At 70.2% G+C, this 22,390-nt stretch carries 17 protein-coding genes and 1 pseudogene; 9 read left to right on the forward strand and 9 right to left on the reverse strand.

The features are described 5' to 3' along the window. Positions 1-260: 260 nt before the first annotated feature. The 3 genes from ON41_RS30545 to ON41_RS30555 form a co-directional block, all read right to left on the reverse strand. Complete coding sequence (locus ON41_RS30545; protein ID WP_246829630.1) at positions 261-1,817, reverse strand: coiled-coil domain-containing protein; 1,557 nt, start codon at positions 1,815-1,817, stop codon at positions 261-263. Further along, positions 1,804-2,943: a P-loop NTPase family protein gene (locus ON41_RS30550; protein WP_051162826.1), complete on the reverse strand. Its 1,140-nt coding sequence runs from the start codon at positions 2,941-2,943 to the stop codon at positions 1,804-1,806. Before ON41_RS30550 ends, ON41_RS30545 begins: the two co-directional genes overlap by 14 nt. A gap of 84 nt (positions 2,944-3,027) precedes the next feature. After that, complete coding sequence (locus ON41_RS30555; protein WP_040751565.1) at positions 3,028-3,813, reverse strand: SDR family oxidoreductase; 786 nt, start codon at positions 3,811-3,813, stop codon at positions 3,028-3,030. A 406-nt stretch (positions 3,814-4,219) separates the two neighbouring features. On the opposite strand from ON41_RS30555, the gene ON41_RS30560 reads away from it, so the two are divergent. The 4 genes from ON41_RS30560 to ON41_RS30575 all read left to right on the forward strand — a co-directional run bounded on the left by ON41_RS30560 (position 4,220) and on the right by ON41_RS30575 (position 10,332). After that, positions 4,220-5,638, forward strand: a complete 1,419-nt coding sequence (locus ON41_RS30560) for a lipase family protein (RefSeq protein ID WP_083905745.1) — start codon at positions 4,220-4,222, stop codon at positions 5,636-5,638. Between the two features lie 59 nt (positions 5,639-5,697). Then, positions 5,698-6,459, forward strand: a complete 762-nt coding sequence (gene trmB / locus ON41_RS30565; protein WP_051162828.1) for a tRNA (guanosine(46)-N7)-methyltransferase TrmB — start codon at positions 5,698-5,700, stop codon at positions 6,457-6,459. A gap of 106 nt (positions 6,460-6,565) precedes the next feature. Continuing rightward, positions 6,566-7,282 carry an NYN domain-containing protein gene (locus ON41_RS30570; protein WP_373281374.1) on the forward strand — a complete coding sequence of 239 codons (717 nt, stop codon included), beginning with the start codon at positions 6,566-6,568 and terminating at the stop codon, positions 7,280-7,282. Beyond that, a complete protein-coding gene (locus ON41_RS30575; RefSeq protein ID WP_040751569.1) occupies positions 7,282-10,332 on the forward strand; it encodes an MMPL family transporter in 3,051 nt (1,016 codons plus the stop codon). Before ON41_RS30570 ends, ON41_RS30575 begins: the two co-directional genes overlap by 1 nt. Before the next feature lie 490 nt (positions 10,333-10,822). Here the strand turns inward: ON41_RS30575 and ON41_RS30580 are convergent, their stop codons facing one another. From ON41_RS30580 to ON41_RS30600, 5 genes and pseudogenes are all read right to left on the reverse strand, one after another. Next, positions 10,823-11,638: an alpha/beta fold hydrolase gene (locus tag ON41_RS30580; RefSeq protein WP_051162830.1), complete on the reverse strand. Its 816-nt coding sequence runs from the start codon at positions 11,636-11,638 to the stop codon at positions 10,823-10,825. Positions 11,639-11,660: 22 nt separating this feature from the next. Then, positions 11,661-12,311 carry a DUF1707 SHOCT-like domain-containing protein gene (locus ON41_RS30585; protein ID WP_040751593.1) on the reverse strand — a complete coding sequence of 217 codons (651 nt, stop codon included), beginning with the start codon at positions 12,309-12,311 and terminating at the stop codon, positions 11,661-11,663. 156 nt (positions 12,312-12,467) lie between these two features. Continuing rightward, on the reverse strand, positions 12,468-13,136 hold the full coding sequence (locus tag ON41_RS30590; RefSeq protein ID WP_040751570.1) for a response regulator: 669 nt from the start codon (positions 13,134-13,136) through the stop codon (positions 12,468-12,470). Further along, a complete protein-coding gene (gene macS / locus ON41_RS30595) occupies positions 13,133-14,314 on the reverse strand; it encodes a MacS family sensor histidine kinase (RefSeq protein ID WP_040751571.1) in 1,182 nt (393 codons plus the stop codon). The genes ON41_RS30590 and macS overlap by 4 nt, the downstream gene beginning before the upstream one ends. 304 nt (positions 14,315-14,618) lie before the next feature. After that, a pseudogene (locus ON41_RS30600) lies at positions 14,619-15,734 on the reverse strand (AI-2E family transporter); the annotation flags it as partial. Between the two features lie 237 nt (positions 15,735-15,971). Here ON41_RS30600 and ON41_RS30605 point away from each other — a divergent pair. The 3 genes from ON41_RS30605 (at position 15,972) to ON41_RS30615 (ending at position 19,189) form a co-directional block, all read left to right on the forward strand. Further along, positions 15,972-17,507, forward strand: coding sequence for an adenylate/guanylate cyclase domain-containing protein (locus ON41_RS30605; RefSeq protein WP_051162841.1), 1,536 nt, complete (start codon positions 15,972-15,974; stop codon positions 17,505-17,507). 80 nt (positions 17,508-17,587) lie between these two features. Next, entirely contained in the window at positions 17,588-18,766 is a 1,179-nt protein-coding gene (locus ON41_RS30610) for a lysylphosphatidylglycerol synthase transmembrane domain-containing protein (RefSeq protein ID WP_083905744.1), read from the forward strand. Positions 18,767-18,868: 102 nt separating this feature from the next. Next, complete coding sequence (locus tag ON41_RS30615) at positions 18,869-19,189, forward strand: DUF3054 domain-containing protein (protein WP_221333228.1); 321 nt, start codon at positions 18,869-18,871, stop codon at positions 19,187-19,189. Between the two features lie 99 nt (positions 19,190-19,288). On the opposite strand, the gene ON41_RS30620 is transcribed toward ON41_RS30615, so the two are convergent. After that, entirely contained in the window at positions 19,289-20,968 is a 1,680-nt protein-coding gene (locus ON41_RS30620) for an NTF2-like N-terminal transpeptidase domain-containing protein (protein ID WP_051162842.1), read from the reverse strand. 276 nt (positions 20,969-21,244) lie between these two features. On the opposite strand from ON41_RS30620, the gene abmR reads away from it, so the two are divergent. Beyond that, the gene (gene abmR / locus ON41_RS30625; protein ID WP_040751575.1) at positions 21,245-21,838 is read left to right on the forward strand and encodes an ATP-binding transcription factor AbmR; all 594 of its coding nucleotides are present in this window, start codon (positions 21,245-21,247) and stop codon (positions 21,836-21,838) included. Between the two features lie 19 nt (positions 21,839-21,857). Next, entirely contained in the window at positions 21,858-22,289 is a 432-nt protein-coding gene (gene aroQ, locus ON41_RS30630) for a type II 3-dehydroquinate dehydratase (protein WP_040751577.1), read from the forward strand. Positions 22,290-22,390: the final 101 nt, after the last annotated feature.

Consider the following 22,390-nt stretch of genomic DNA (forward strand, 5'->3'; position numbering starts at 1 on the left):
GCGATGTGACCCCAGGTACGGAATGGGGTCGCTCACTCGGTACCCGGTCGAGATGCTCGGCAATCGTCCACGCCGAAGCCGTTACGAACCGATACTGATCGGTAATGCCGCCCTTACGGGGCTCATAGCCGGTCCAGGCGTATTGACAGGATTTGCGGCATCCAACCAGCATGTGACGCGTCACACAGGAATGGTCGCCGAATTCGGGCCTGCCGCACGCCCCGCGCGCGGTTGTATTGCCGATCGGAATTATTGCCGTGTTATTCCGGAAAAGCGTCGTTCAACACCGCGAGATCGCGTTCGCACGCGGCGAGCTGAGCCGGCTGTCGCGACGCCGCCTCGCGCAGTTGTTTCTCCAATTCCGCTACGCGGCGGTCGGTTTCGACCACGCGGGCGGTACTGGCCCGCACCACCTGATCGGTGAGCTGGGACTCCGCCTCCACCAGCGCGGTCGCGACCCGCTGCTCCAGCTGGGCCTTGACGTTCACCAGCGCGTCGGACACCCATTGCCGCAGGTGCGTGCGGTCGGCGAGGTGCCCGCGCGCCCGCACCACCCAGTACGCCACGCCCGCGCCGAGCAGCAGGGTGATCGGGACGGTCGCGTAGTCCAGGGCCGGGACCAGGGCCAGCGGCGCGACGACCAGGCGGCCGAGGCCGAATCCGGCGGAGGCGCCCAGCGCGATCATCAGGTGGTCCTCGACACCGCGGTGCCGGGGTTCGAGGTCGGGGGCCAGCCGCGGCGGCGGATCCGACCGCGGCCGCTCCCGATCGCCCGCGGCCTCGGGGGCGGGACCGGTGACGGCCTCGAGCTGCCGCGCCAACTCGGCCAGCCGGCGCCCGACCACATCGTCGAGTTCGGCGGTCAGCTGATTCACCGAGCGCTGTAGCTCCTCGGGATAGTCGCGGGCGTCGCGGCGGGCGAGACGGTCCACATCGGCGCGCGCGGTGGCGTTCAGGGCGCGGATCCGGGCGCCGGCCTCGTGCAGCAGGTCGACCCGGGCCAGGTGCAGCCGGTTGCGCAGCGCGGCCAGGGCCTGTGCCCGGCCGCCGTCGCGGCTCGCCAGCAGCGTGGCGCGTTCGGCGCGCAAGCGGGCGACCGAGTCCTCGGAGCGCAGCGTGTCGGCCTGGGCGCGGATACGCCGGCGGGTGTCGGCGAGGACGCGGGCCGTGACCACCGCCATCCGGTCCGCGCCGCCGCCCGCGCCGACCGCCCGGGTCAGATACGCGTGCAGGGTGCCCAGGCCGGACCGGTCGAGCAGGGAGTTGTCGCCGGAGGTGCGGGCGGCCACCGCCAGCCGCGCCGACATCGGCACGATGTCCGGGTCGGCGCCCAGCACCGGCTCGAGCAGCTCGGTGTTGCGCTCGAACACCACACGCCAGTCCGGATGCGCGTGAATGCCGTTCATGGCGAAGAGGATTCGCGTGCCGCCCGAACGCAGCCGCCCGACCCGGTCCAGGGTGGCCGCGCCGAGCGTGGCGCCGGCGTCGAGCAGGATCAGCGCCACCGGCGGCGGGGCGACCAGCGCGGCGGGATCGGACAGCGGATCCGACAGGTCGATGTGCGGTTCGAATCGCGCCAGTTCGGTGCGCAGCAGGATGGTGTCGGGGTCGGCGGCGCCGATCAGGGTGACGGGCGCCGGGCGCGCGGCCGGGTGGGCATTCGCCGCCTCCGCCGGGGGCACCGCGCGTAACAGCGCGCTGCCCTGGGGATTCCAGCGCGCGACCACGGCGTCGACCTCGGGCGGCAGAGCGGGATCGGCCGCCGGAGGCGTGCCCGGCGCCGGACGGGCGGAACCGAGGGGATCAGAGTCCGGCACTGCTCATTCGCTCCCAGATCCGGACATAGCCGTTGTGCACCCGCACGGCCGCGCGGCGAGCCGGCGGGGACATATCGCTGGAGACCACCGCGCGCCAGCGCTGGGCGCGGGTCAGCGCGTCGTCGGCATCGGTCGGCTGGGGCGCCGGATAGCCGGCCGCCAGGTGCAGCACGTCCGGACAGGCCAGCCCGGCCTGCAGGCCCAGCCACAGCGCCTCGTCACCGGCGAGATAGTCCTCGATCAGATCGCGGCCGCGGCCGGGAGCGGCGCCCGGCCCGCCGGGGACCGCGCGCGCGGCCAGCCGGTCCAGCTCGTCGAGGAATTCACCGCCGCGCTGCGCGCCGATCCGCTCGTAGTGCCGGTGCAGCAGGCCGTGCACCGGATCAATGCCGCTGACGGCGTGCAGCAGCTGAAGTAGTTCGCGCGGGCCGAGATTCGGCTCGTAGCGCAGGGCGGTCAGCGCGCAGGACACCCCGTACAGGCCCCAGTGTTCGAGCACCGCCTGCCGCTCGGCGACATCGGGGCCCGCCGACTGCGCGGTGAACAGCTCGGGCGACAACGTGAAGTTCGGATCGGCGTTGTTCGCGTGCCGGCGCAGGGTGCGCAGATCGTCGTCGCTGGGCGTGCCCGCCCGGGTGCGCACGGCCAGCGCGGAGACCAGCGGCAGCGTCGGGAAGCCCAGCCCGTGGGCGATCTGGTCGGCGGCCGCGACGGCCTCACCCCACCGCGAGCCGATCGCGTCGGCCTTGTTGAGGACCACGATCGTCCGGTCACGGGGCAGGTCGGCCAGGATGCGGCGGTCGGCCGGCTGCGGGGCCGCCGAGACGACGTAGACGATCAGGTCGCCGTCGAGGACGGGATCGGGTTTGCCCGGCTCGTCCACCGGCTCGGTCTCCACCGCCGACATCAGCGCCAGCGCGCGGAGCAGAGTGGACTTTCCGGCGCGGGCGCGGCCGGTCACCTGGATGCGCAGCGGCCGCCGCCACGCGCTCGCGGCGGTGACGAGCTGGTCGGCAATGCGGGGATCGTGGCCGCCACCGACTCGCAGGTTGGCGATCAGCTGATCGAGTTCCGGGGCGGGCCCGCCGTGATCGTTCACGAGCCCGGACGCGGTGGGTGTCGACACGAGTAATACCCCCTTCCGCCGCGCAATTCTGTCAGAAGGCGGCCCGGTTGTCGGCACCGACCGCCGAGTAGGTTCGCCTCGCCGTCAGCGCGAGCGCGTGATGATCAGGTTGGCGGTGCGGACGACCCAGCCCGGCGCGTATTTCCCGGCGGCGGCGAGGAGTTTGGCCTGCGCGCCGATCGAATAGTGCACCCGCGGCAGCAGGCCGCGCCGCCGCGTCGCGTCCCAGATGCCCGCGGCCACATCGTCGACGGTCAGCCGCACGCCCAGCGAACGGGTGGACGCGGTGTGCACGCCGTCGAGCATCCCGGTCGCGACGAACAGCGGCCAGACCGCGAGCACGCGAATGTCGTGCCGCCGCCACTCCAGGTCGAGCGCCTCGGTGAGGTTGCGCACCGCGGCCTTGGTCGCGCCGTAGGAGGCGAGTTCGGCCTGGCCGTAGATGGCGGACGCCGAGCAGAGATTCACCACCTGCGCGCCGGGGGTGTCCCGCAGGTAGTCGAACGCGGCGTGCGTTCCGGCAAGGACACCGTCCAGGTTCACGGCCACGATCCGCCGGTGCGCGGCGATATCGATCGACTCGAACGGCCCCGCCCGCAGCACCCCGGCATTGTTGACCAGCACATCCAATCGGCCCGTGCCGGAATGGAACTCGGCCAGCCGCGCCGCCCACTGTGCCGGGTCGGTCACATCCAGCACCCCGGTCGCCACGCTGCCCCCGGCCGCCTTTATCTCCGCGGCGAGCCGCTCGAGCCCCACCTCGTCGAGGTCGTACGCACCGACGTGATACCCCCGCGCCGCGAACAACAGCGCCGTCGCCCGCCCGATCCCGGCCGCGGCCCCCGTCACGAAGATCGCCGGTTCATCCATGCCCGCAGCATATGCGGACCACCGCCCCCGCGCCCGTCCCCCACACTTCCCGCACCCTCTCCGTCCTCCCGCACCCATTGCGGTGCGCTGGAGAGGGTGCGGGAAGACGGAAGGGGTGCGTGGAGTGTGTGCTCACTCACAACGGCGGGGTGGGTAAGAAGGAGAGGGGCGGGGAGCCGGAGGTGTCGGTGCAGGTGGGAAGGGTTGTGGGCGCGGACCGGGGAACAACTACGGCGTGTCGTGGTTTCCCTTGTGGCACAGCACAATTCGCAGTTGGCGAACTGTCGGTCTGCGCGCTCGTCCCCTACTCTGAGTCGGTAGGCCGCCGATGCGCGGCGTCGGCGGGTGCCGGTCCGGGGGACCGGCCGGGCGCACGTCCGGCCGCGGGGACCCGAAGGAGGATGTGATGGCAGTCGTCGGCGTGATCGAGAAAGTCGGTGCGGCCGCGAGATTCGGCATCGCCGCGGCGGCCGTGGTGCTGGAGAGATTCGGCGGCCGGACCGAGACCGCGCCGGTCGCCAGGCTCTCCGGCGGCCGCCCGCTCCTGCCGTCGCAGGATCCGTTCCTGCGCCCGCCCGCGGATCTCGCCGACTACGCGCCCGGGACGATCGTGCGCAGCCGCACCGTGGAACTGGGCCTGCTCGGGGTGGTCCCGCAGCAAGTGCGCGCGTGGCAGCTGGTGTATCGCAGCACCGATCTGCACGGCCGCCCGGAGGTCGCGATCACCACGACGCTGCTGCCCGCCGGCGATCCGGGCCCGGGTGAACGGCCGCTGCTCGCCTTCCAGTCGGCGATCGACGCGGTCACCGAGCGCTGCGCGCCGTCCTATGCCCTGCGCCGCGGCGCGTGGGTGCCCGGATCCATCACGCAGCTGGAGTACCTGCTGGTCGCCAACGCGCTGCGGCGCGGCTGGGCGGTCACCATCGCCGACCACGGCGGGCCGAACGGCCACTTCGGCGCCCCGCGCGAGCCCGGCTACCGCTCCCTCGACGGCGTCCGCGCGGCGCTGCGCTTCGGGCCGCTCGGTCTGCACGCCCTGACCCCGGTCGCGGTGTGGGGCTATTCGGGCGGCGGCATGGCCAGCTCGTGGCTGGTGGAGATGGCCCCGACCTACGCGCCCGAACTCGATATCGTCGGCGCGGTGCTCGGCGCGCCCGTCGGCGATCCGGGCCAGGTGTTCGTGCGGCTCAACGGCGGCCGCTACGCCGGTTTCCCGGCCATCGTGATCGCCGCGCTGCACCGGATCTACCCGGCGCTGGGCCAGGTCCTGGAGGAGCAGCTGAACCCGGAGGGGCGGCGGCTGGTCGACCGGGCCGCCCGGCTCGCCCCGATCGTGGCCCTGGCGGTCCTGTCCCGGCACAACGTCTCCGATTATCTGACCCGCCCACTGGAGGAGATCCTGGCCGAACCGCCCATGCGGGCCATGCTCGACGACCTGCGCCTGGGCACCGCGGCGCCACACTGCCCGGTCCTGGTGACCCAGCCGCTGCACGACCGGATCATCCACGTCGACGGGGTCGAGGAACAGGTCGGCCGGTACCGCCGCGGCGGGGCGACCGTGACCTATATCCGCGACCGCGCCAGCGACCATTTCTCGCTACTGCCGCTGGCGACGCCGCTGAGCCTGAACTGGCTCGCCGACCGGATAGCCGGCATCCCGGTGACGGACACCACATCGCGAACTGTCCGATCGGTGGTCGCGTCTCGGGCAGGCTTGCTGGGTCTGCTCGAAATGGCAGGTACCGCAACACGAGTCGTCCTCGGCCGCCCGCTACGCCAGCGGCCCGCCCCGCCCCCGCGCCACACCGACACCTTGGCCGCCTGAAACGACCACCCGACCGGTTGGCGTGGTCGATTGCTGCGCTGACGATCGAATACTGGACAATGGACGCCGTGAACGACGCCGCGAACCCCACCGCCGCCGGGCACGCCACCGGTTCTCGCCTGTATCCGCGGGTGACGAGCTTCCGGTCGCGCCGGGGTGCGCTCACCGCTTCGCAGCAGGAGGCGTGGGAGCGAACGTGGCCGCGCATCGGGCGCGAGGTGTCCGACGATCCGCTCGACGCCGCCGCCTGGTTCGGCCGTGAGGCGCCGCTGATCGTCGAGATCGGCTGCGGTACCGGCACCGCCACCGCCGCCATGGCACAGGCCGAACCGCAGTTCGACCTGATCGGCATCGAGGTGTACAAACCGGGCCTGGCCCAGCTGGTGCAGCGCATCGAGCGCGAGGGCATCGAGAACGTCCGGCTGCTACGCGGCGATGCCGTCGACGTCCTCGAAAACATGATTGCCGAAGATTCGCTCACAGGCGTTCGCGTCTTCTTCCCCGATCCCTGGCCGAAGGCCCGCCACCACAAGCGGCGGCTGCTGCAGCCGGAGACGATGGCCCTGATCGCCAGTAGGCTGCGCACCGGCGGCGTGTTGCACGTCGCGACGGACCACGCCGGCTACGCCGAGCACATCGCGGCGGTCGGCGCGGCAGAACCCCAGCTCGTCGGCATGAACGAGGCCGCGGGCGGCGATGCGGAGACCTTCCGCCGCACCGCCCCGATCGGCTTCGACCGGCCCGTCACCAAGTTCGAAAGCAAGGCACATCGCGCCGGAAGCGCCATCACCGAGCTCATTTGGGGGAAGATCGACTTATGAGCGAGCGCAACGAGCGACCAATTAGCTCAGCCGTGGCCGCGGCCATGACCATGCCGAGTGTCAGCGAGGCCCGGTCATGAGCGTGAGCGAGATGGCCCACGGGGTCATGGATGTTTCCGGGATCATGCACGGCGCCGCCTCGGAGGCGAATACCGGCTCCTCCGGTTCGGGCGGCAGCCCGACCGACGTGCGCCGGGTGCTGCTCGTGTGGGACGCGCCCAACCTCGATATGGGCCTGGGCGCGATCCTGGGCGGCCGGCCCACCGCGGCGTACCGGCCGCGGTTCGACGCGCTCGGCCGATGGCTGCTCGCCCGCACCGCCGAACTGTCGGTGGGCAGCGTGCAGCGCGTCGAGGCCGAGGCGACGGTCTTCACGAATATCGCGCCCGGCACCGCCGACGTGGTGCGCCCCTGGGTGGAGGCGCTGCGCAACGTGGGTTACGCGGTCTTCGCCAAGCCCAAGATCGACGAGGACTCCGACGTCGACAGCGACATGCTGGCCCATATCGAGATGCGCCGCAGCGGCGCGGGGCTGGCCGGCATCATGGTCGCCTCCGCCGACGGCCAGGCCTTCCGCGAGCCGCTCGAGGAGCTCGCGGCGAGCGGAATCCCGGTTCAGGTATTGGGATTCCGTGAGCATGCCAGCTGGGCGGTGACGTCCGATATCCTCGAGTTCATCGACCTCGAGGACATACCGGGTGTGTTCCGCGAACCGCTCCCCCGGGTCTCCCTCGACTCGCTGCCCGAAGAGGGAGCCTGGCTGCAGCCCTTCCGGCCGCTGTCGGCCCTGCTCACCTCCCGCCCCGCTCAAGGAGTCGCTTAGTGTTCACCCGGTGGGGCGACCTGGTCTACAGATTCCGCTTCCTCGTCCTCGCTGCGGTCGTGGCCGCCCTGCTCGCCCTCGGCGGGTTCGGCTTCGGCATCGAGAAGCACCTCAGCGCCAGCGGCTGGGACGATCCGACCTCGCAGTCGACGCAGGCCGCGCAGCTGAAGGACGAGGCCTACGGTCGCGACCACACCGGTGACGTCATCGTGCTGTACACCGCGCCGGACGGGAAGACCGTCGACGATCCGGAGTTCAGCCGCAAGATCACCGACAGCCTGGTCGCCCTGCCGAAGCAGCATCCCGACCAGATCGACAAGGTCAACGTCGCCTACTGGCGGGCCACCGGCGGCGCCCAATGGACGACGACGGGCGTCGCGTCGCCGGACAAGAAGATCACCTTCGCGACGCTGGCCATCAAGGGCGCCAACGACACCGAGATGGTGAACAACTTCCGCGACGTCAAGGATGTCTTCGACATTCCCGGCGTGGATGTTCAGGTCGCGGGTATGCAGGCGGTGTCCGGCACGCTCAACGACACCATGGCCCAGGACCAGAAGCGGATGGAGATCATCGCCATCCCCGTGGTCGCGGTGCTGCTGTTCTTCATCTTCGGCGGTGTCGTCGCCGCCGCGCTGCCGCTGATCGTCGGTGGTCTGACGGTGCTCGGCGCGAACGGCATCGTCATGGCGATCACGAAGTTCACCGAGGTGAACTCGTTCGTCAGCCCGGTCGTCTCGATGATCGGCCTCGGCCTGGCCATCGACTACGGCCTGTTCATAGTCAGCCGTTTCCGCGAGGAACTCGCCGAGGGCTACAGCACCCGGGCGGCCGTGCGCCGATCGGTGATGACCGCGGGCCGCACGGTGGCCATGTCGGCCACCATGATCATCGCGGCCAGCGCGGGCATGCTGCTGTTCCCGCAGGGCTTCCTGAAGTCGGTGGCGTACGGCACGATCGCGACGGTGCTGCTCGCGGCGCTGACCGCGCTCACCGTGCTGCCCGCGATCCTCGCCATCCTCGGCCGGCGCGTGGACATGCTGGGGCTCAAGTGGTTCCGCAAGACCAAGACCGCCGAGGAGATCGAGAACGGTTTCTGGGGCAAGAGCACGCAGTGGGTGATGAAGCACCCGCTGAAGGTCGCGATCCCGCTGTGCATCCTGCTGTTGCTGCTGATCATCCCCGTGAAGGATCTGAAGTTCGGCGGTATCAGCGAAACCTATCTGCCGCCGGACAATCCGACCCGCGTGGCGCAGGAGAAGTTCGACCAGCTGTTCCCGCAGTACCGGTCGAATCCGCTGCAACTGGTCATGGTCACCGACAACCCCAGCGGCATCTACAGCGTCCTCAAGGAGGCGAACCAGGCGCCGGGGCTGGCCACCAAGTTCAAGACCCCGGATTCGCCGCCGAGCGGGTCCAACGTGTGGGCGACGCAGGCGACGCTGGTGGACGCCGATACGACGACCGCCGACGAGGCGATCGGCTATCTGCGCGACAACGTCGCGGTCCCCGACGACATGCAGTTCATGGTGACCGGGCAACCGGCTATCCAGAAGGACAGTATCGACGCGCTGCTGTCGCGCATGCCGCTGATGATCGCGCTCGTCGTACTCGTCACGACGCTGCTCATGTTCCTGACCTTCGGCTCACTGGTCCTGCCCATCAAGGCCGCCCTCATGAGCGCGCTCGGCCTCGGCTCCACCCTCGGCATCCTCACCTGGATCTTCGTCGACGGACACGCCGCCGGACTACTCAACTTCACACCACAACCGATCATGTCACCGGTCCTGGTCCTGATCATCGCGATCATCTACGGCCTGTCCACCGACTACGAGGTCTTCCTGCTCTCCCGCATGGTCGAAGCCCGCACCCAAGGCGCCAGCACCACCGAAGCCGTCCGCATCGGCACCGCCCAGACCGGCCGCATCATCACCGCCGCCGCCCTCATCCTGCTCGTGGTCACCGGCGCCTTCGCCTTCTCCGACCTCGTGATGATGCAGTACATCGCCTACGGCATGATCGCCGCGCTGTTCATCGACGCCACCGTCCTGCGCATGCTCCTCGTCCCCGCCACCATGAAACTCCTCGGCGACGACTGCTGGTGGGCGCCCAAGTGGATGAAGAAGATTCAGCAGAAGATCGGCCTGGGCGAACCCATCCTCGACGACGAGCGCCCCGGCAGCGACGAACTGGTCGACCTGGTGAAGACCACGCCGGTCACCGATCCGGTGACGCTGCAGATTCCGGTGCTGGCCGACGGCACCCCCGCCAAGCCGCCGCGGAAGAAGAAGCCCAAGCGGGCCCGCTTCATCGGCGGTGTGGACGGCGACGCGCCGACGCAGCAGCTCGGGGCGATCAAGCCGGGCGATACCGGCGCGGTGACCGGTGCGTCGCAGGCATCCGCGCCGCTGCTGAATTTCGGTACCGGAGAAGAGGATTCGACGCCGCCGCCGGAACCGTTCGCGCCGCAGACCACCCCGCAGACGAATCTGAAACTGCCGCGGGCGATCGAACCGCAGTCGGGCGTCATCGGGCTGACCCCGCTGACCGAGGTGACGGACGTGACGCCGGAGGATTCGGGTCCGGCCACGCCGCCGTCGATCTCGACGCCGCCCTCGGTGTCCACGCCGCGTCCGCCGCTGCCGCCGCGGACGGTGCCGCGGGATCCGTCGGATCCGGGCGATTCCACGGAGACCCAGCCCACCGCCCCGGTCGGCACGACGCCCCGCGTCCTGCCGCCGCAGCCGAAGACGCCGCCGCCGGTGGCGCCCCATCCGGCCAGCCGCGCCCAGCAGTTCCCGCATGAGGAGCCCGCGCCACATCACGAATCCGAGGCTCCCGCACCGGATCCCGCCCCCGCCCCGGAGGAACACCCCGCGGACCCGCCCGAGGCCGGCGACACCAGCCGCAACAGCATCGAGCGCTGGATGGCCGACCTCCGCTCCTCCCGCCGCCGCCCCGAACCCGACCCCGACGAGGGCAAACACCACGGCACCCCGGGCCGCACGGTCAGCGTCAACGAACTACTCCGCCGCCAGAACCGCGACTGACCTGAGCCAAAAGCGCTCAGGTAGTGGGTGTCGCAGCGCTCAGGTAGTGGGTGTCGCAGCGCTCAGGTAGTGGGGGTCGCAGCGCTCAGGTCGTGGGGGTCGCAGCGCTCACGTAGTGGAGGCCGCAACGCTCACGAGGTGGAGGCCGCAACGCTCACGAGGTGGAGGCCGCAACGCTCACGAGGTGGAGGCCGCAACGCTCACGAGGTGGAGGCCGCAACGCTCACGTAGTGGTTGGCGCGGCGCTCAGGTCGTAGGTCGGTACAGCGCGTAGGTGCAGCCGTTGCCTAGCGGTCGAGTAGTTGGGTTGTCGCGTTTCGGTAGCGGGTTGGCGTCACGCTCCGGTAGTGCGTTGGCGCGACCGGGTGGGGTTGGCGCAGTGGCCGGGTAGACAACGGGGGTGGCTGAATCGCCGGTGTCGGCGAAATCCGCACAGGGAAAGGCGTGGCGCGGAGGGGTTTCCGGGCTGATCTGAGGGGCGGCGTGGTGCTCAGGTGTGGAGGGGGGATTCGGTGTGGGTTGTGGCGGCGCGGATTTCGGCGGCTATCAGGGTGGGGGCCTCGAGCATGGGGACGTGGCCTACGGCGGGGAGGGTGCGGGACTCGAGGGTGGCGGTGGTGGCCGGGGTGGTGTGGCGGCGGGGTGGGAGGACGCGGTCGTGCTCGCAGTACAGGAGGGTGACGGGGACCGTGATATCCGCGAAGCGCGTGAAACCCGCGGGGAGGGCGGGATCTTCGATCAGGTCGTCGACGATGTCGCACTGGGCCGGGGCGGCCGCGACGGCGGCGGCCAAGCGGTGCGGCACGCTCGCCGGACGGTAGGACAGCAGCGGAATCACCAGGCTGCGGGCCATGGCGCGGGCCCGCCCCGAACCGACGCCGATCACCGGGGCGAAGGCGCGATATCGGCGCACCAGCTGCGCGGCGGTGCGGGTGTCGGCGTCCCACATGCCGCCGGGAGCGATGGCCGTCACCGACCGCGCACGGCCCCGCGCGGCGAGTTCCAGCGCCAGCCAGCCGCCCAGCGAATTACCAGCAAGATGTGCTGTCTGCCAACCTCTTTCGTCCAGGATCCGCTCCACGAAATCGGCCAGCGCGGTGAAGGTGGCCGGACGCCGCACCGGTGGCCCACCCCGATGGCCCGGTAGGGTCGGCGCGAAAACCGCGTAGTCCCGGCGCAATTCGTCGAGCACCCCGCCCCACGACTCCCACGTGAGCAGCAGCCCGTGCAACAGCAGCAGCGGATCGCCTTGTCCCGCAGCGTAGTACGGATCCGGTTCGGTCACTTCCGCCATGCCGCGCGCCATGGGACGAGGCTACCCGCCGGTATCAGAACCCCGACATCAACCGGCGCCACTGAGCGCCGAACGGCTGCTTGGCCGTGACGGAGCCGAAGCGCGTGCGGCCCTGCACCACCAGGTGCAGCGCGCCGATGGGCGGACCGGTGCGCACCTTGTTGTTGGCGCTGGAGCCGATCAGGTCGAGACCGTTGAGGTCGACCGTGGCCTCGCCCGGCACGATCAGCGTGAGCGAACTGCAGAAGTCGTCCACCCGCAGCTCCACCACCTGGGTCGACATGATCGCCTGGGTGAAGTCCAGGGTCACGCCCGACAGCTGGTTGGCGAGGTAGAGGACCGGCGGGACCTGCCAGCGACCCTTGCGCGTCACGCTGGACAGCCGCGCGCGGATGGTGTCGCCCGAAGAGACCGGGGCCGCACGCGGGGGCCCGTAGGAGGGCCGGCGCGGCGCGGGGCCGGCGGGATTCGGATAGGGATTCGGGCCCGGCTGTCCCGCCATCCGGATGCCCGGCAGATCGACCAGCACGGCATTCAGCTCACCGCGGGTCTTGGCAGCCAGCGCGGTATCCATCCGCTCGGTGAACTCGCCGAGCGACAGCATCCCGAGCCCGACCGCCCGCTGCAGCAGCATGCCGACATGCTCCCGCTCGGCATCGGACACCCGCAGATCGCGGTCGCCCACCGCACCTCCGGGCTCCGGCACAGACCGTGTCCCCGGAGTCGAAACCGTCTCACCGCCCATGCGTTCGAGGGTACCGACGGCGGTGTTCCCGCACATCAGGGCAATCCCTGATCTCGGGGACGACCTCGCGTCGTACTCCGAACCTGCTCTATCGCGCTACTCGAGACCCTGCTCTATCGCGTAGCGGGTGAGTTCCACCCGGTTGGCGAGCTGGAGTTTGCGGAGGGTGGCCTGCACGTGGTTCTCGACCGTGCGGTGGCTCAGGCTCAGGCGGGTGGCGATCTGTTTCGCGGACAGGCCCTTGGCGACCAGGCGCAACACCTCGGTCTCGCGGTCGGTGAGGGCCGGGCGGTGGGGTTCGTCGCGGTCGGCGGGTGCGTTGGCGATGCGCCGGTACTCGCCGAGCACCAGCCCCGCCAGACCGGGCGTGAACACCGCTTGACCGGCGGCGGTGGCATGCACGGCGGCGACGAGTTCCGCCGCCGAGGCGCTCTTCACCAGGTAGCCGGTGGCGCCGGCCTTGATGGCGTCGAGCACATCGCCGCGTTCGGCCGAGGCGGACAGCACCAGCACCCGGCTGTCCGGCGAGACCCGCAGGATCTCGGCGGTGGCCTGAGCGCCGTTGCCGTCGGGCAGCTGCATATCCATGAGGACGACGGCAGGTTGCACCGCCGCGGCGCGCCGGGTGGCCGCGGCGACGCCGTCCGCCGTGGCGGTGACCCGGAAGCCGGCCTCGGCGAGATCGCGCGAGACGCCGTCGCGCCACATCGGGTGGTCGTCCACCACCATCACCGAGATATCCCCGGCGGCAGGCTCTTCGGTCATCGGTTCACCTCCGGCTCTCCGGCGCCGCGCGGCACCCGGAACTCCCACTCCGTGCCGTCGTCCGCGGTCAGCAGGTCCGCGACGCCGCCCGCCGCCTCGATCCGGCCGACGATCGAGCGCGAGACGCCCATCCGGCCCTCGGCGGTGGCGGCGGCCAGCCGTCCGGGCGCGATGCCCGGCCCGTCGTCGCGGACGCTGACCACCACGGCGTCACCCACATCCTCCAGCAGCACGTACGCCTTCGCGCCGGAACCGGCGTGCGACGCGGTATTGGAGAGGCATTCGGCGACGGCCGCCGCGATCTCGCGGGCCGTCCACTCGCCGACCGGAACCGGCTCACCCGGCGTGGAGACGAAGACCGCCGGGGACGCCTGCGCTGTCAGGGCCGGTCGCAGATCGACCTGCGCGCCGACGGTTCGCGGCGGACCGCCCTGTTCGGAGATCAGCACCCGCAGCGCGACCTCCTGCTCGCCGGCCCGACGGGCCAATTCGGCCGTGCCGCCGCCTATCTCGGCGCCGCGGCGTTTGATGTAGCTGAGCACCTGCAGCACCCCGTCGTGCACCTCGCGCGCCAGTCGTTCCCGCTCCTCGGCCGCCGCGGTGAGACGGACCGCGGCCTGCAATTGCCGCTGGGCGCGGCGCGCGGTATTGGCGGCCAGGCCGATCGCGAGACCCACCGACACCAGCACCGGCGCGGTGGCATCGCTCCACAGATCCAGTTCCCACTGCTCCCGCACGACGATGCTCACGGCCGAGATCAGCACGCCCGACAGCACGCCGCCGATCGGGCCCCACAGAATCGCCGCGGACATCACGGCATTGGCGGCCCACAGCGTGGTCGGCAGCGTCTGGTGCCCGTGATACCAGTCGTAGTCGGCGACGAGCCGGGTGGCGGCCATGAGCGCGATCACCACCGCGTGGTCGCCGAGCACCACCGCGGTGCGCAGCCGCGCCGACTCCGGATCGGCCCATCGCGACAGCAGCACCGCCGACACGATCGACCACGCCACCAGCGCGCCGATCAGCGCCCAGCTCAGCTCCGGCGCGCGATAGGAATCCACCGAGGCGAACTGCTGCCCCACCGCGTACAGCACGGTGACCAGGCGGAACGCCTGCGCCGCCCGCCACAGTGGCGCAGTGGCGACAGTGTCCGATTCGCGCTCAGGTATCGCCCGCATCGGTGGTTCCTCCACCGCCCGACTCCGTAGTTCCCCCACGGCCCGAATCCGTAGTTCCCCCGCCGCCCGCACCCTTAGTTCCCCCACGGCCCGACCCCGTGGTTCCTCCGCCGCCCGACCCCGTGGTTCCTCCACCACCCGACTCCGTGGTGCCCCCACCGCCCGCACCCGTAGTTCCACCACCACCCGACTCCGTGGTGCCCCCACCGCCCGCACCCGTAGTTCCCCCACCACCCGCGGCGGTAGTGCCCGCCCGCTCCGGGGGATCGGACGAGGCGGAACCACCCTCGGGGTCGGGCAACGTATAGCGGCCCTCGACGGGCGTGTCGGGCGTGGCGTGGAACATCGGTTCGCCCTCCTCGCCGGTGTTGAGTTCCTGGTACAACTCCTCGGGCGTGTCGGCCAGCAGCGAACGGATGGCCGTATTCAGCACGGCCACGAACGGCACCGCCAGCAGACCGCCCGCGATACCCGCCAGCACCACGCCCGCGGTGATCGCCAGCACGACGGCCAGCGGATGGATCCGCACCGCCCGGCCCAGCAGCAGCGGTTGCAGCACATGGCTTTCCAGCTGCATCACCGCGATCGTGATACCCAGCACGATCAGGGCCGTGACCAGGCCCTTGGTCATCAAGGCCAGGAATACCGCGACCGATCCGGCCAGTACCGACCCGATGATCGGGATGAACGCGCCGATGAACACCAGCGAGGCCAGCGGCAACGCCAGCGGGACGTGCAGGATCGCCAGCCCCGCCCCGATGCCGATGGCGTCCACCGCGGCCACCACCACGGTCGCGCGCACGAATCCGATCAGCGTCCCGAATCCGAGCCGCCCGGCCGTGCGCACCCGCTCGCGCTGCGGGGTCGGGACGATCCGGGTGACGAACTCCCAGATCTGATCGCCGCCGTAGAGGAAGAAGATGGTGATGAACAGGGTCAGGAAGACACCGGTGAGGAACTCGCCGATCGCCGTCGCGGTGGTCAGCGCGCCGCTGGTCAGCGAATCCTGGTTGGACTCCAGGGTTTTGATGATGGTGTTGCCGGCATTGCGGATCTGGTCGTCGCTCAGGTGCATCGGGCCGTTGATCAGCCAGTCCTGAATGGTGTGGATGCTGGTCTTGAACTCGTCGGTCAACTGCGGCAGGCCGTTGACGAACTGCTCGATGACGAAGGTGAAGATGCCCGCCAGCAATCCGAGCGACCCGATCAGCGCGACGAGAACCGCGACCGACCGCGGCAGCCCCATCCGCTGCATCCAATCCACCAGCGGCGACAGCAGTGCCGCCAGCAGCAGCGCGATCGCGGTCGGGATGACGACGGTGGTCAGGCGCTGCGCGAGATAGGCGAAGGCCAGCACCGCGATCAGGATGATCAGCAGCCGCCAGCACCATTCGGCGGCCTCGCGCACCAGCGGGTGCACCACCTCGGGCCCCCCGCGTTTGCGCTCGGCGACGGGCGCGCCCCCGCCGGCTGCCTCCCCGGCGGCGCCGGTCGTCGCGCCACCGCTGTTCCCCGCGTCACTCACGCCGCGAGCCTAACCGTACCGGCCGACAGCGGCACGTGAGCGCGCGGAACGGACCGGCCGCACCCATCCTGAACGACTCGGAACGCTAGATTGGTCTGCGTGTCGGCGCCCCTGTTAGCGGTCAAACAGACCATGCGAACGCGCTGGCCGCTGTACCTCGCATCGATGCTGGCGGCCAATGCCTTCGGTGCGATTCTGGTGTACGCGTTCATCCAGTACGGCCTGCCCTCCCCGGAGGGCTCGCCGACGGGTGTGCGCCGCACCGGCCTGCTGGTTCCGGTCACGGTGTTCGTGGTCGGCGGCGCGCTGAGCGTGACCGCGTCGGCGCTGATGTTGCGCCCGGTCATGCGCTGGCAGCTGCGCGGCGGGCCGCCGAGCCGCCAGGAGCAGATGGCGGCGCTGCACGCCCCGTTGCGCCAGGCCATCGTGCATCTGACGTTGTGGCTGGTCGGCGGCGGCGTCCTGGCCGCGACGATCATCGTGGACACACCCGAACTGGCCGGTGCGGTCATCGTCACCGAGTGCATGGCCGCCACGATCGTGTTCGGGTTCACCTACATGCTCGGCGAACGCATCCTGCGACCCGTCGCGGCGCACGCGCTGTCCACCGGCACCTTCGACCACACCCTCACCCCCGGCGTCGGCACCCGCATGGGCATGACCTGGGGGATGGGCACGTTCGCGCCGACGATCGCGATCGTGCTGCTGTGCGTCACCCAGATCACCTCGCAGGTGCATTTCTCCGCGCAGTCGCTGGCGATCTCGATCCTGCTGCTGTGCGGTGTCGTGATCATGCAGGCCCTGGCGCTGTCGATGCTGACCGCCTCCAGCATCTCCGATCCGGTGCGCCAGCTCTCGCGGGCCATCGACCGGGTGCAGGAGGGCGCGCGGGACGTGCAGGTCGAGGTGTTCGACGGCAGCGAGATCGGGCTGCTTCAGGTCGGATTCAACCGGATGATGGGCGAGGCCGCCCAGCGCCGCGAGTTGCAGGAACTGTTCGGCCAGCACGTCGGCGAGGAGGTCGCGCGCCGCGCCCTGGAGTACGGCACCGAACTCGGCGGCGAGACCCGGTTCGTCGCGGTGCTGTTCGTGGATATGGTCGGCTCCACCGCGACCGCCGCGGAAAGGCCGCCGACCGAGGTGGTCAGCCTGCTCAACGAGTTCTTCCGGGTCGTCGTCGATGTCGTCGACCGCAACAACGGCCTCATCAACAAATTCGTCGGCGACGCCGCGCTGGCCATATTCGGCGCGCCGCTGGACCGGCCGGACGCGCCGACCGCGGCGCTCACCGCGGCCCGGGAACTGCGCGAGGCGCTACGCGAGGTGCCGGGCCTGGATATCGGCATCGGCGTGTCGGCGGGGCTGGCGGTGGCCGGGAATATCGGCGCGGCAAATCGTTTCGAATACACGGTGATCGGCGATCCGGTGAACGAGGCGTCGCGGCTGACCGAGCTGGCCAAGGACTCCCCGGGCCGGGTGCTCGGCTCGGGCAGCGCGCTGTATTTCGCGGACGCCCGCGAACAGCGATTCTGGGAATCCGGCGACGAGGTCCAGCTGCGCGGACGCCGCCGGAAAACGCTTCTGGCCTGGCCGAAGCCCGTCGCCGAGAAGGCCGCCGACGCGGATTCCGACGACACCGAACTGCGGTCGGATACAGTTCTGGACTAAACAGTTCACAACCACGCCCGACGCGCGGCGGCGAAACCAGGGGGCTGCTCCCATAACGACCGTTGGTTAGGCTGACGGACGTGAGGGCCCATGGTGAACTAACCGGCGAACCGGCCTCGCCCGCCGAAGGGGGCAGCCGGGGCCGGTTCTGGTGGTTGAAATGGGTTCTCGGACTCGCATTGTCGGCGTTGCTGATCGCCGAGGGCGTTTATCTGTGGCCGCGTTTGCACGATTCCTGGCGCAATCTGACCGAAATCCATTGGGGCTGGGTGGCGGCCTGCATCGTCATGCAGGCCGCGTCGATGAGCGGTTTCGGCCGGATCCAGAAACAACTCCTGCGCGCCGGCGGGGTGACGGTCAGCCAGCGCAAATCCGTCGCGGTCGTCTACGGCGCCACCGCCATGTCGGTGACGCTGCCGGCCGGGCAGGTGTTCTCCACCGCCTTCACCTACCGCCAGACCCGGCGCTGGGGCGCGAGCCCGATCGTCGCGTCCTGGCAGCTGGTGATGTCGGGCGTGGTCGCGGCGGCCGGCATGGTGCTGCTGGGCGTCGGCGGCGCGGTCCTGGTCGGCGATCAGGTCGGGCCGTGGAAGCTGGTGCTGCCGGTGGCCGCGGTGATCGCGTTGATCTGGGCGGGCAATCACGTCGCCGGGAATCCGGGCGCGCTGGAGTCGCTGGCCCGGCGGATCCTGCATCTGGTCAACCGGATTCGGCGGCATCCGGCCGACGACGGCATGGACAAGATCCACGAGGTCCTGCACCAGCTGGAGTCGGTGGACCTGGGCCGGCGCGACGGCGCCCTGGTCGCGGTGTGGGCGCTGGTGCACCGGCTCGGCGATGTGGCCTGCCTGGGTGCGGCCTGCTACGCCGTCGGCGCCGATCCGCGCTGGGCCGGACTGATGATCGCGTTCAGCGTCGGCAAGGCGGTCGGCACCATACCGTTCGCTCCCGGCGGCATCGTCTACGTGGACGCCACGCTGGTCTACAGCCTCACCGCGGCGGCCGGACTGCCCGCGGCGCAGGCGGTCGCGGCGGCGTTCGTCTACCGCATGGTGAGCTTCATCCTGGTGGCGATCATCGGCTGGATCGTCTTCGCGTTCCTGTTCCGCAAGCCGCAGGCGGAGGACGCGGAATTCGAGAAGGAGTTCGAACGCCGCTCGGCGATCCTGGCCGAGCAGCGGCTGCTGAACGAACGGCGGCCGCGCGAGGACCGGCGCGACGACGAGCCCGACCGCGAGGAGCCCGGCGCCGCGAGCTGACGGGTATCCCTCGCCGAGCTGCCGATTCGCTTCACTACCCTGTCCCGCGTGAGGAAACTGGCGCCGTTCGCGGTCGACATCCTGCTGGTGATCGTGTTCTGCATGGTCGGCCGGCGCAGCCACGACGAGGCCGTCTTCCCGGGCCTCCTCCGCACCCTGTGGCCCTTCGGCACCGGCCTGATCATCGGCTGGCTCCTGGCAGCCTGGCTGTCGGCGCGCGGTCAGCTCGACGCCATGCGCCGGTTCGACATCGGCACACTGTGGCCGGCCGGTGTCGTGATCTGGCTGTCCACCCTGATCATCGGCATGATCCTGCGGGTAGTGAGCGGCCAGGGCACGGCATTCAGCTTCATCCTCGTCGCCGCGACCGTCCTCGCCCTGTTCCTGCTGGGCTGGCGAGCGGCCTGGCGCGCCCTCCGCTGACCACCCCCACCCTATTTTTCCGGCATGCTTTCGGCCGGAATCCACCGCAAGATTCCGGCCGAAAGCATGCCGGAAAACCGTGGCCGGATGCGGGCGGTTCTACTTGTCGTCCGGTGCTGCCAGGGCTTGGAGCATGCGGGCGGCCATGCGGGCGGTGGCGTCGCCGCTGTCGGCGTCGTCGATGTGGATGGCGAAGGCCAGGTCGCCCATGTTGGCGAGGAGCCAGCCGCTGGTTCCGGCGGTTGCCGCGTAGGCGGTGACTCCGGCGTAGCGGCGCAGCGCGGCCAGTTCGGGCCCGCCCGCGGCATCGTCGGTGAGCATGCGGCGCAGTTGCTGCACCACCGGATCGGGGAGCGCCGACAGCTCGGCCTCGGTGGTGGCCGGGCGGCCGATCTCGATCATCGGCGGCGCGACCGAGCCCCGCGCGATGGTCGACGCGGCCACGGCCATGCCGAACGGACTCGCCAGGATCGGGTCGTTGCTGCCCTGGCGCACCTGCTCGACCCCGCGTCCGCCGATCGGCAACCGGCCCGTCGTCTGATCGAGCCCCGGCACCTTGAACCCGATACCGACGCCGAGCATGGCCGCGGCCTCCGCCGCATCCTGCACCGAGACGTCCTGCGGCGCCTTCTTCTTCACGATCGCCGCGGCCTGCTTGAACAGCTCGGTGGTGCCGCCGGCCGGATAGGCGCCGGTGAAGGCCACCGCACCCTGCTCGGTCGCGTAGGTGTTCTGGGCGGCGGCCACGACGGCGCCCGTGGACGGCTGCATGGCCACGATCGAGGCCGGCGTGCCGACACTGACCACCGCGTCCTCCGCGGCCCGCTGCAACCGCTGGTCCAGCGTGGAGGCGATGTCCGGTCCGGGCGGTCCCTGCTGTCCGGCGAGCTGCGTGACCTGACGGCCGTCGGGCTCGAACAGCTTCACGCCCCAGCCCGCGTGCTGATCCCGATTTTCCTGCCACACCTTGCGGAACGCGTCCGTCAGCGGCGAGAAGATCCGGCGGTCGGTCACGATCAGGCGCGGCTGCTTCTCCATCACCACGCCCGGAATGGCGGCCATCCGCGGTTCGAGAATGGCGAAGTCGTCCTCGCGCAGCTGCACCGCCACGATGGGCTTACCCTGCGCGGACCCCAGCTGCTGCATGAGTGAGGGCCCGGTGATCAGCGGCGCGACCGGGGCGATGGCATCGGCCAGGGCATTCGTCGAGCCGACCGGATCGCCCGTCTTGGTGGGATCGACCTTCACGACATTGATGACCTGTTCGGCCATCAGCGTGTTGCCGGCGTTGTCGTTGACCTTGGGCGGCGGCGCGTCGGTGCGCGACAGCTTGACCGTGCGCCCGTTGTCCAGTTGCGGGACGACCACATTCGGGTCCCAGGAGATTCGCCAGCCGATCGCGAGCTTGTGAATCGAGCCCTGCAGATCGTAGCTCCAGTCCTTACCGGGGCCGAAGTTCCAATCGGCCTTGAGGTTGAACATCGCCGAATCGCCGTCCAGGCCGATGTACTGGGCGAGCTGGTAATCCGGTTTGCCGGGATTGAGCCCGTCGAAGATCTGCTGGAGTGTCGCCTCGGCGCCGTTGGGGTACGAGGTCAGCTGGGCGGCGCCCTTGGCGTCGCGTTCGTCCAGCAATTGGGCAAACTTCTTGACGACGGCCTCGGGACTGTTCGGCTTGTCGTTCAGGCCGCACGATCCCAGCGCGATCACCAAGGCGACCGCGCCCGCTAGTGCCGCTGCGCCCCGAACGCGAAAGCGGCGGGATCCCCACACATCCATGTCGCCCACTCTTCACTCTTGTCACTCCAGCAACAAGACCAACGGTACCCGATAAAAACGGACCCGGCGCCGGTTGACGCCGTCCGCATTCTCCATGCTCAGCGATAAGAATAGTGCCCGAACCGCGACATACGTCCCACCGGTCGCGAAATCGTTAGCCGTGTTCACTGTGCGGCCATCTCACAGCCGTTCTCCCACAGCCGAATTCGCCGCGTCCGAATCGGCGTAATCTTGTAATCACTGTTACAACGCTACGAATGCAAACGAGGTACGACCATGAGACACGGACCGAGAGGCCGGGGATTCGGGCGGACGGGCGGCTGGCAACAGGCCGATCTGCCCGATACCGCCGAGGTGCCCGACTGGTTCGCGGGAAGGTTGCCGGAGGCCTGGTTCACCGGCCCCCCGGTGATCGAGATCGACCGCGACGAGATCGTGGTGATCGGCGAACTGCCGCTCCCCCGGCCCGAATCCGACTCCGACGAGACCACCGACCCGGCCACCGAGGTGCCGCAGGCCACCCGGGACGGACTGGTCGCGCGGTTCCGCGAGTCCACCCGTCTCGACCGCATGCAGATCGCGCAGGAGGCGCAGAATCGTTTCGGTCGCAGTGTCGCCTGGGGCGTGTCGATCGAGGGTGAGCGAACCCTGTTCACGCACCTGTCCGTTCCGGTCATGACCCGGCTGCGCCAGCCGGAGCGCAAGGTCCTGGACACGCTGGTGGACGCCGGCGTCGCCCGCTCCCGCGCCGACGCCCTGGCCTGGACGGTGAAGCTGGCCGGGCAGCACGCCGAGGAGTGGCTCGCGGAGCTGCGTGCGGCCATGCGCAAGGTGGACGACCTGCGTGCCGAGGGGCCGCGCGGGCTGTGACCCGATTAGGGTGTCCGGCATGGCACCGATCCTCGTGCTCAACGGCCCGAATCTGAACATGCTGGGCACCCGCCAGCCCGAGGTGTACGGCTCGGACACCCTGGACGACGTGGTGGCCCTGTGCCGGGCGACGGCCGCACGCTTCGACCGCGAGATCGTCGCGTTCCAGTCCAATGCGGAAGGCGCGCTGATCGATCGGATCCACGCCGCGCGGGGCGCCGAATCGGCCATCGTGATCAATCCCGGCGGACTCACCCACACCTCGGTCGCATTGCGGGACGCGCTCGTGATCCCCGAGGTCCCGATCGTCGAGGTGCACATCTCGAACGTCCACGCCCGCGAGGAGTTCCGCCACCACTCCTACATCTCCCCCATAGCCACCGCCGTCGTCGCGGGCATGGGAATCCAGGGCTACGCCGCCGCCATCGAATTCCTCTGCGCCAGTAGGTAATCACCGCGCCGACACGATCTCTACTCCCGGCATGCCCACTCTTCGTTTCCCGGCATGCTTTTGGCCGGGAAAATCGTTGGCCGCCCCCGAATGTAGTAGTT

The sequence above is a fragment of the Nocardia transvalensis NBRC 15921 genome (genome assembly GCF_000308875.1).
In the GTDB taxonomy this organism is placed as follows: Bacteria; Actinomycetota; Actinomycetes; order Mycobacteriales; family Mycobacteriaceae; genus Nocardia; species Nocardia transvalensis.

Bases quoted from the DNA above. Each gene is read 5' to 3' on its own strand.
- ON41_RS30590 (WP_040751570.1), bottom strand. From the start codon at position 13,136: ATGACCGAAGAGCCTGCCGCCGGGGATATCTCGGTGATGGTGGTGGAC.
- ON41_RS30570 (WP_373281374.1), top strand. From the start codon at position 6,566: ATGGATGTTTCCGGGATCATGCACGGCGCCGCCTCGGAGGCGAATACC.
- ON41_RS30620 (WP_051162842.1), bottom strand. From the start codon at position 20,968: ATGGATGTGTGGGGATCCCGCCGCTTTCGCGTTCGGGGCGCAGCGGCA.
- abmR (WP_040751575.1), top strand. From the start codon at position 21,245: ATGAGACACGGACCGAGAGGCCGGGGATTCGGGCGGACGGGCGGCTGG.
- ON41_RS30555 (WP_040751565.1), bottom strand. From the start codon at position 3,813: ATGGATGAACCGGCGATCTTCGTGACGGGGGCCGCGGCCGGGATCGGG.
- ON41_RS30580 (WP_051162830.1), bottom strand. From the start codon at position 11,638: ATGGCGCGCGGCATGGCGGAAGTGACCGAACCGGATCCGTACTACGCT.
- ON41_RS30605 (WP_051162841.1), top strand. From the start codon at position 15,972: ATGCGAACGCGCTGGCCGCTGTACCTCGCATCGATGCTGGCGGCCAAT.
- macS (WP_040751571.1), bottom strand. From the start codon at position 14,314: ATGCGGGCGATACCTGAGCGCGAATCGGACACTGTCGCCACTGCGCCA.
- trmB (WP_051162828.1), top strand. From the start codon at position 5,698: ATGGACGCCGTGAACGACGCCGCGAACCCCACCGCCGCCGGGCACGCC.
- aroQ (WP_040751577.1), top strand. From the start codon at position 21,858: ATGGCACCGATCCTCGTGCTCAACGGCCCGAATCTGAACATGCTGGGC.
- ON41_RS30615 (WP_221333228.1), top strand. From the start codon at position 18,869: ATGGTCGGCCGGCGCAGCCACGACGAGGCCGTCTTCCCGGGCCTCCTC.
- ON41_RS30560 (WP_083905745.1), top strand. From the start codon at position 4,220: ATGGCAGTCGTCGGCGTGATCGAGAAAGTCGGTGCGGCCGCGAGATTC.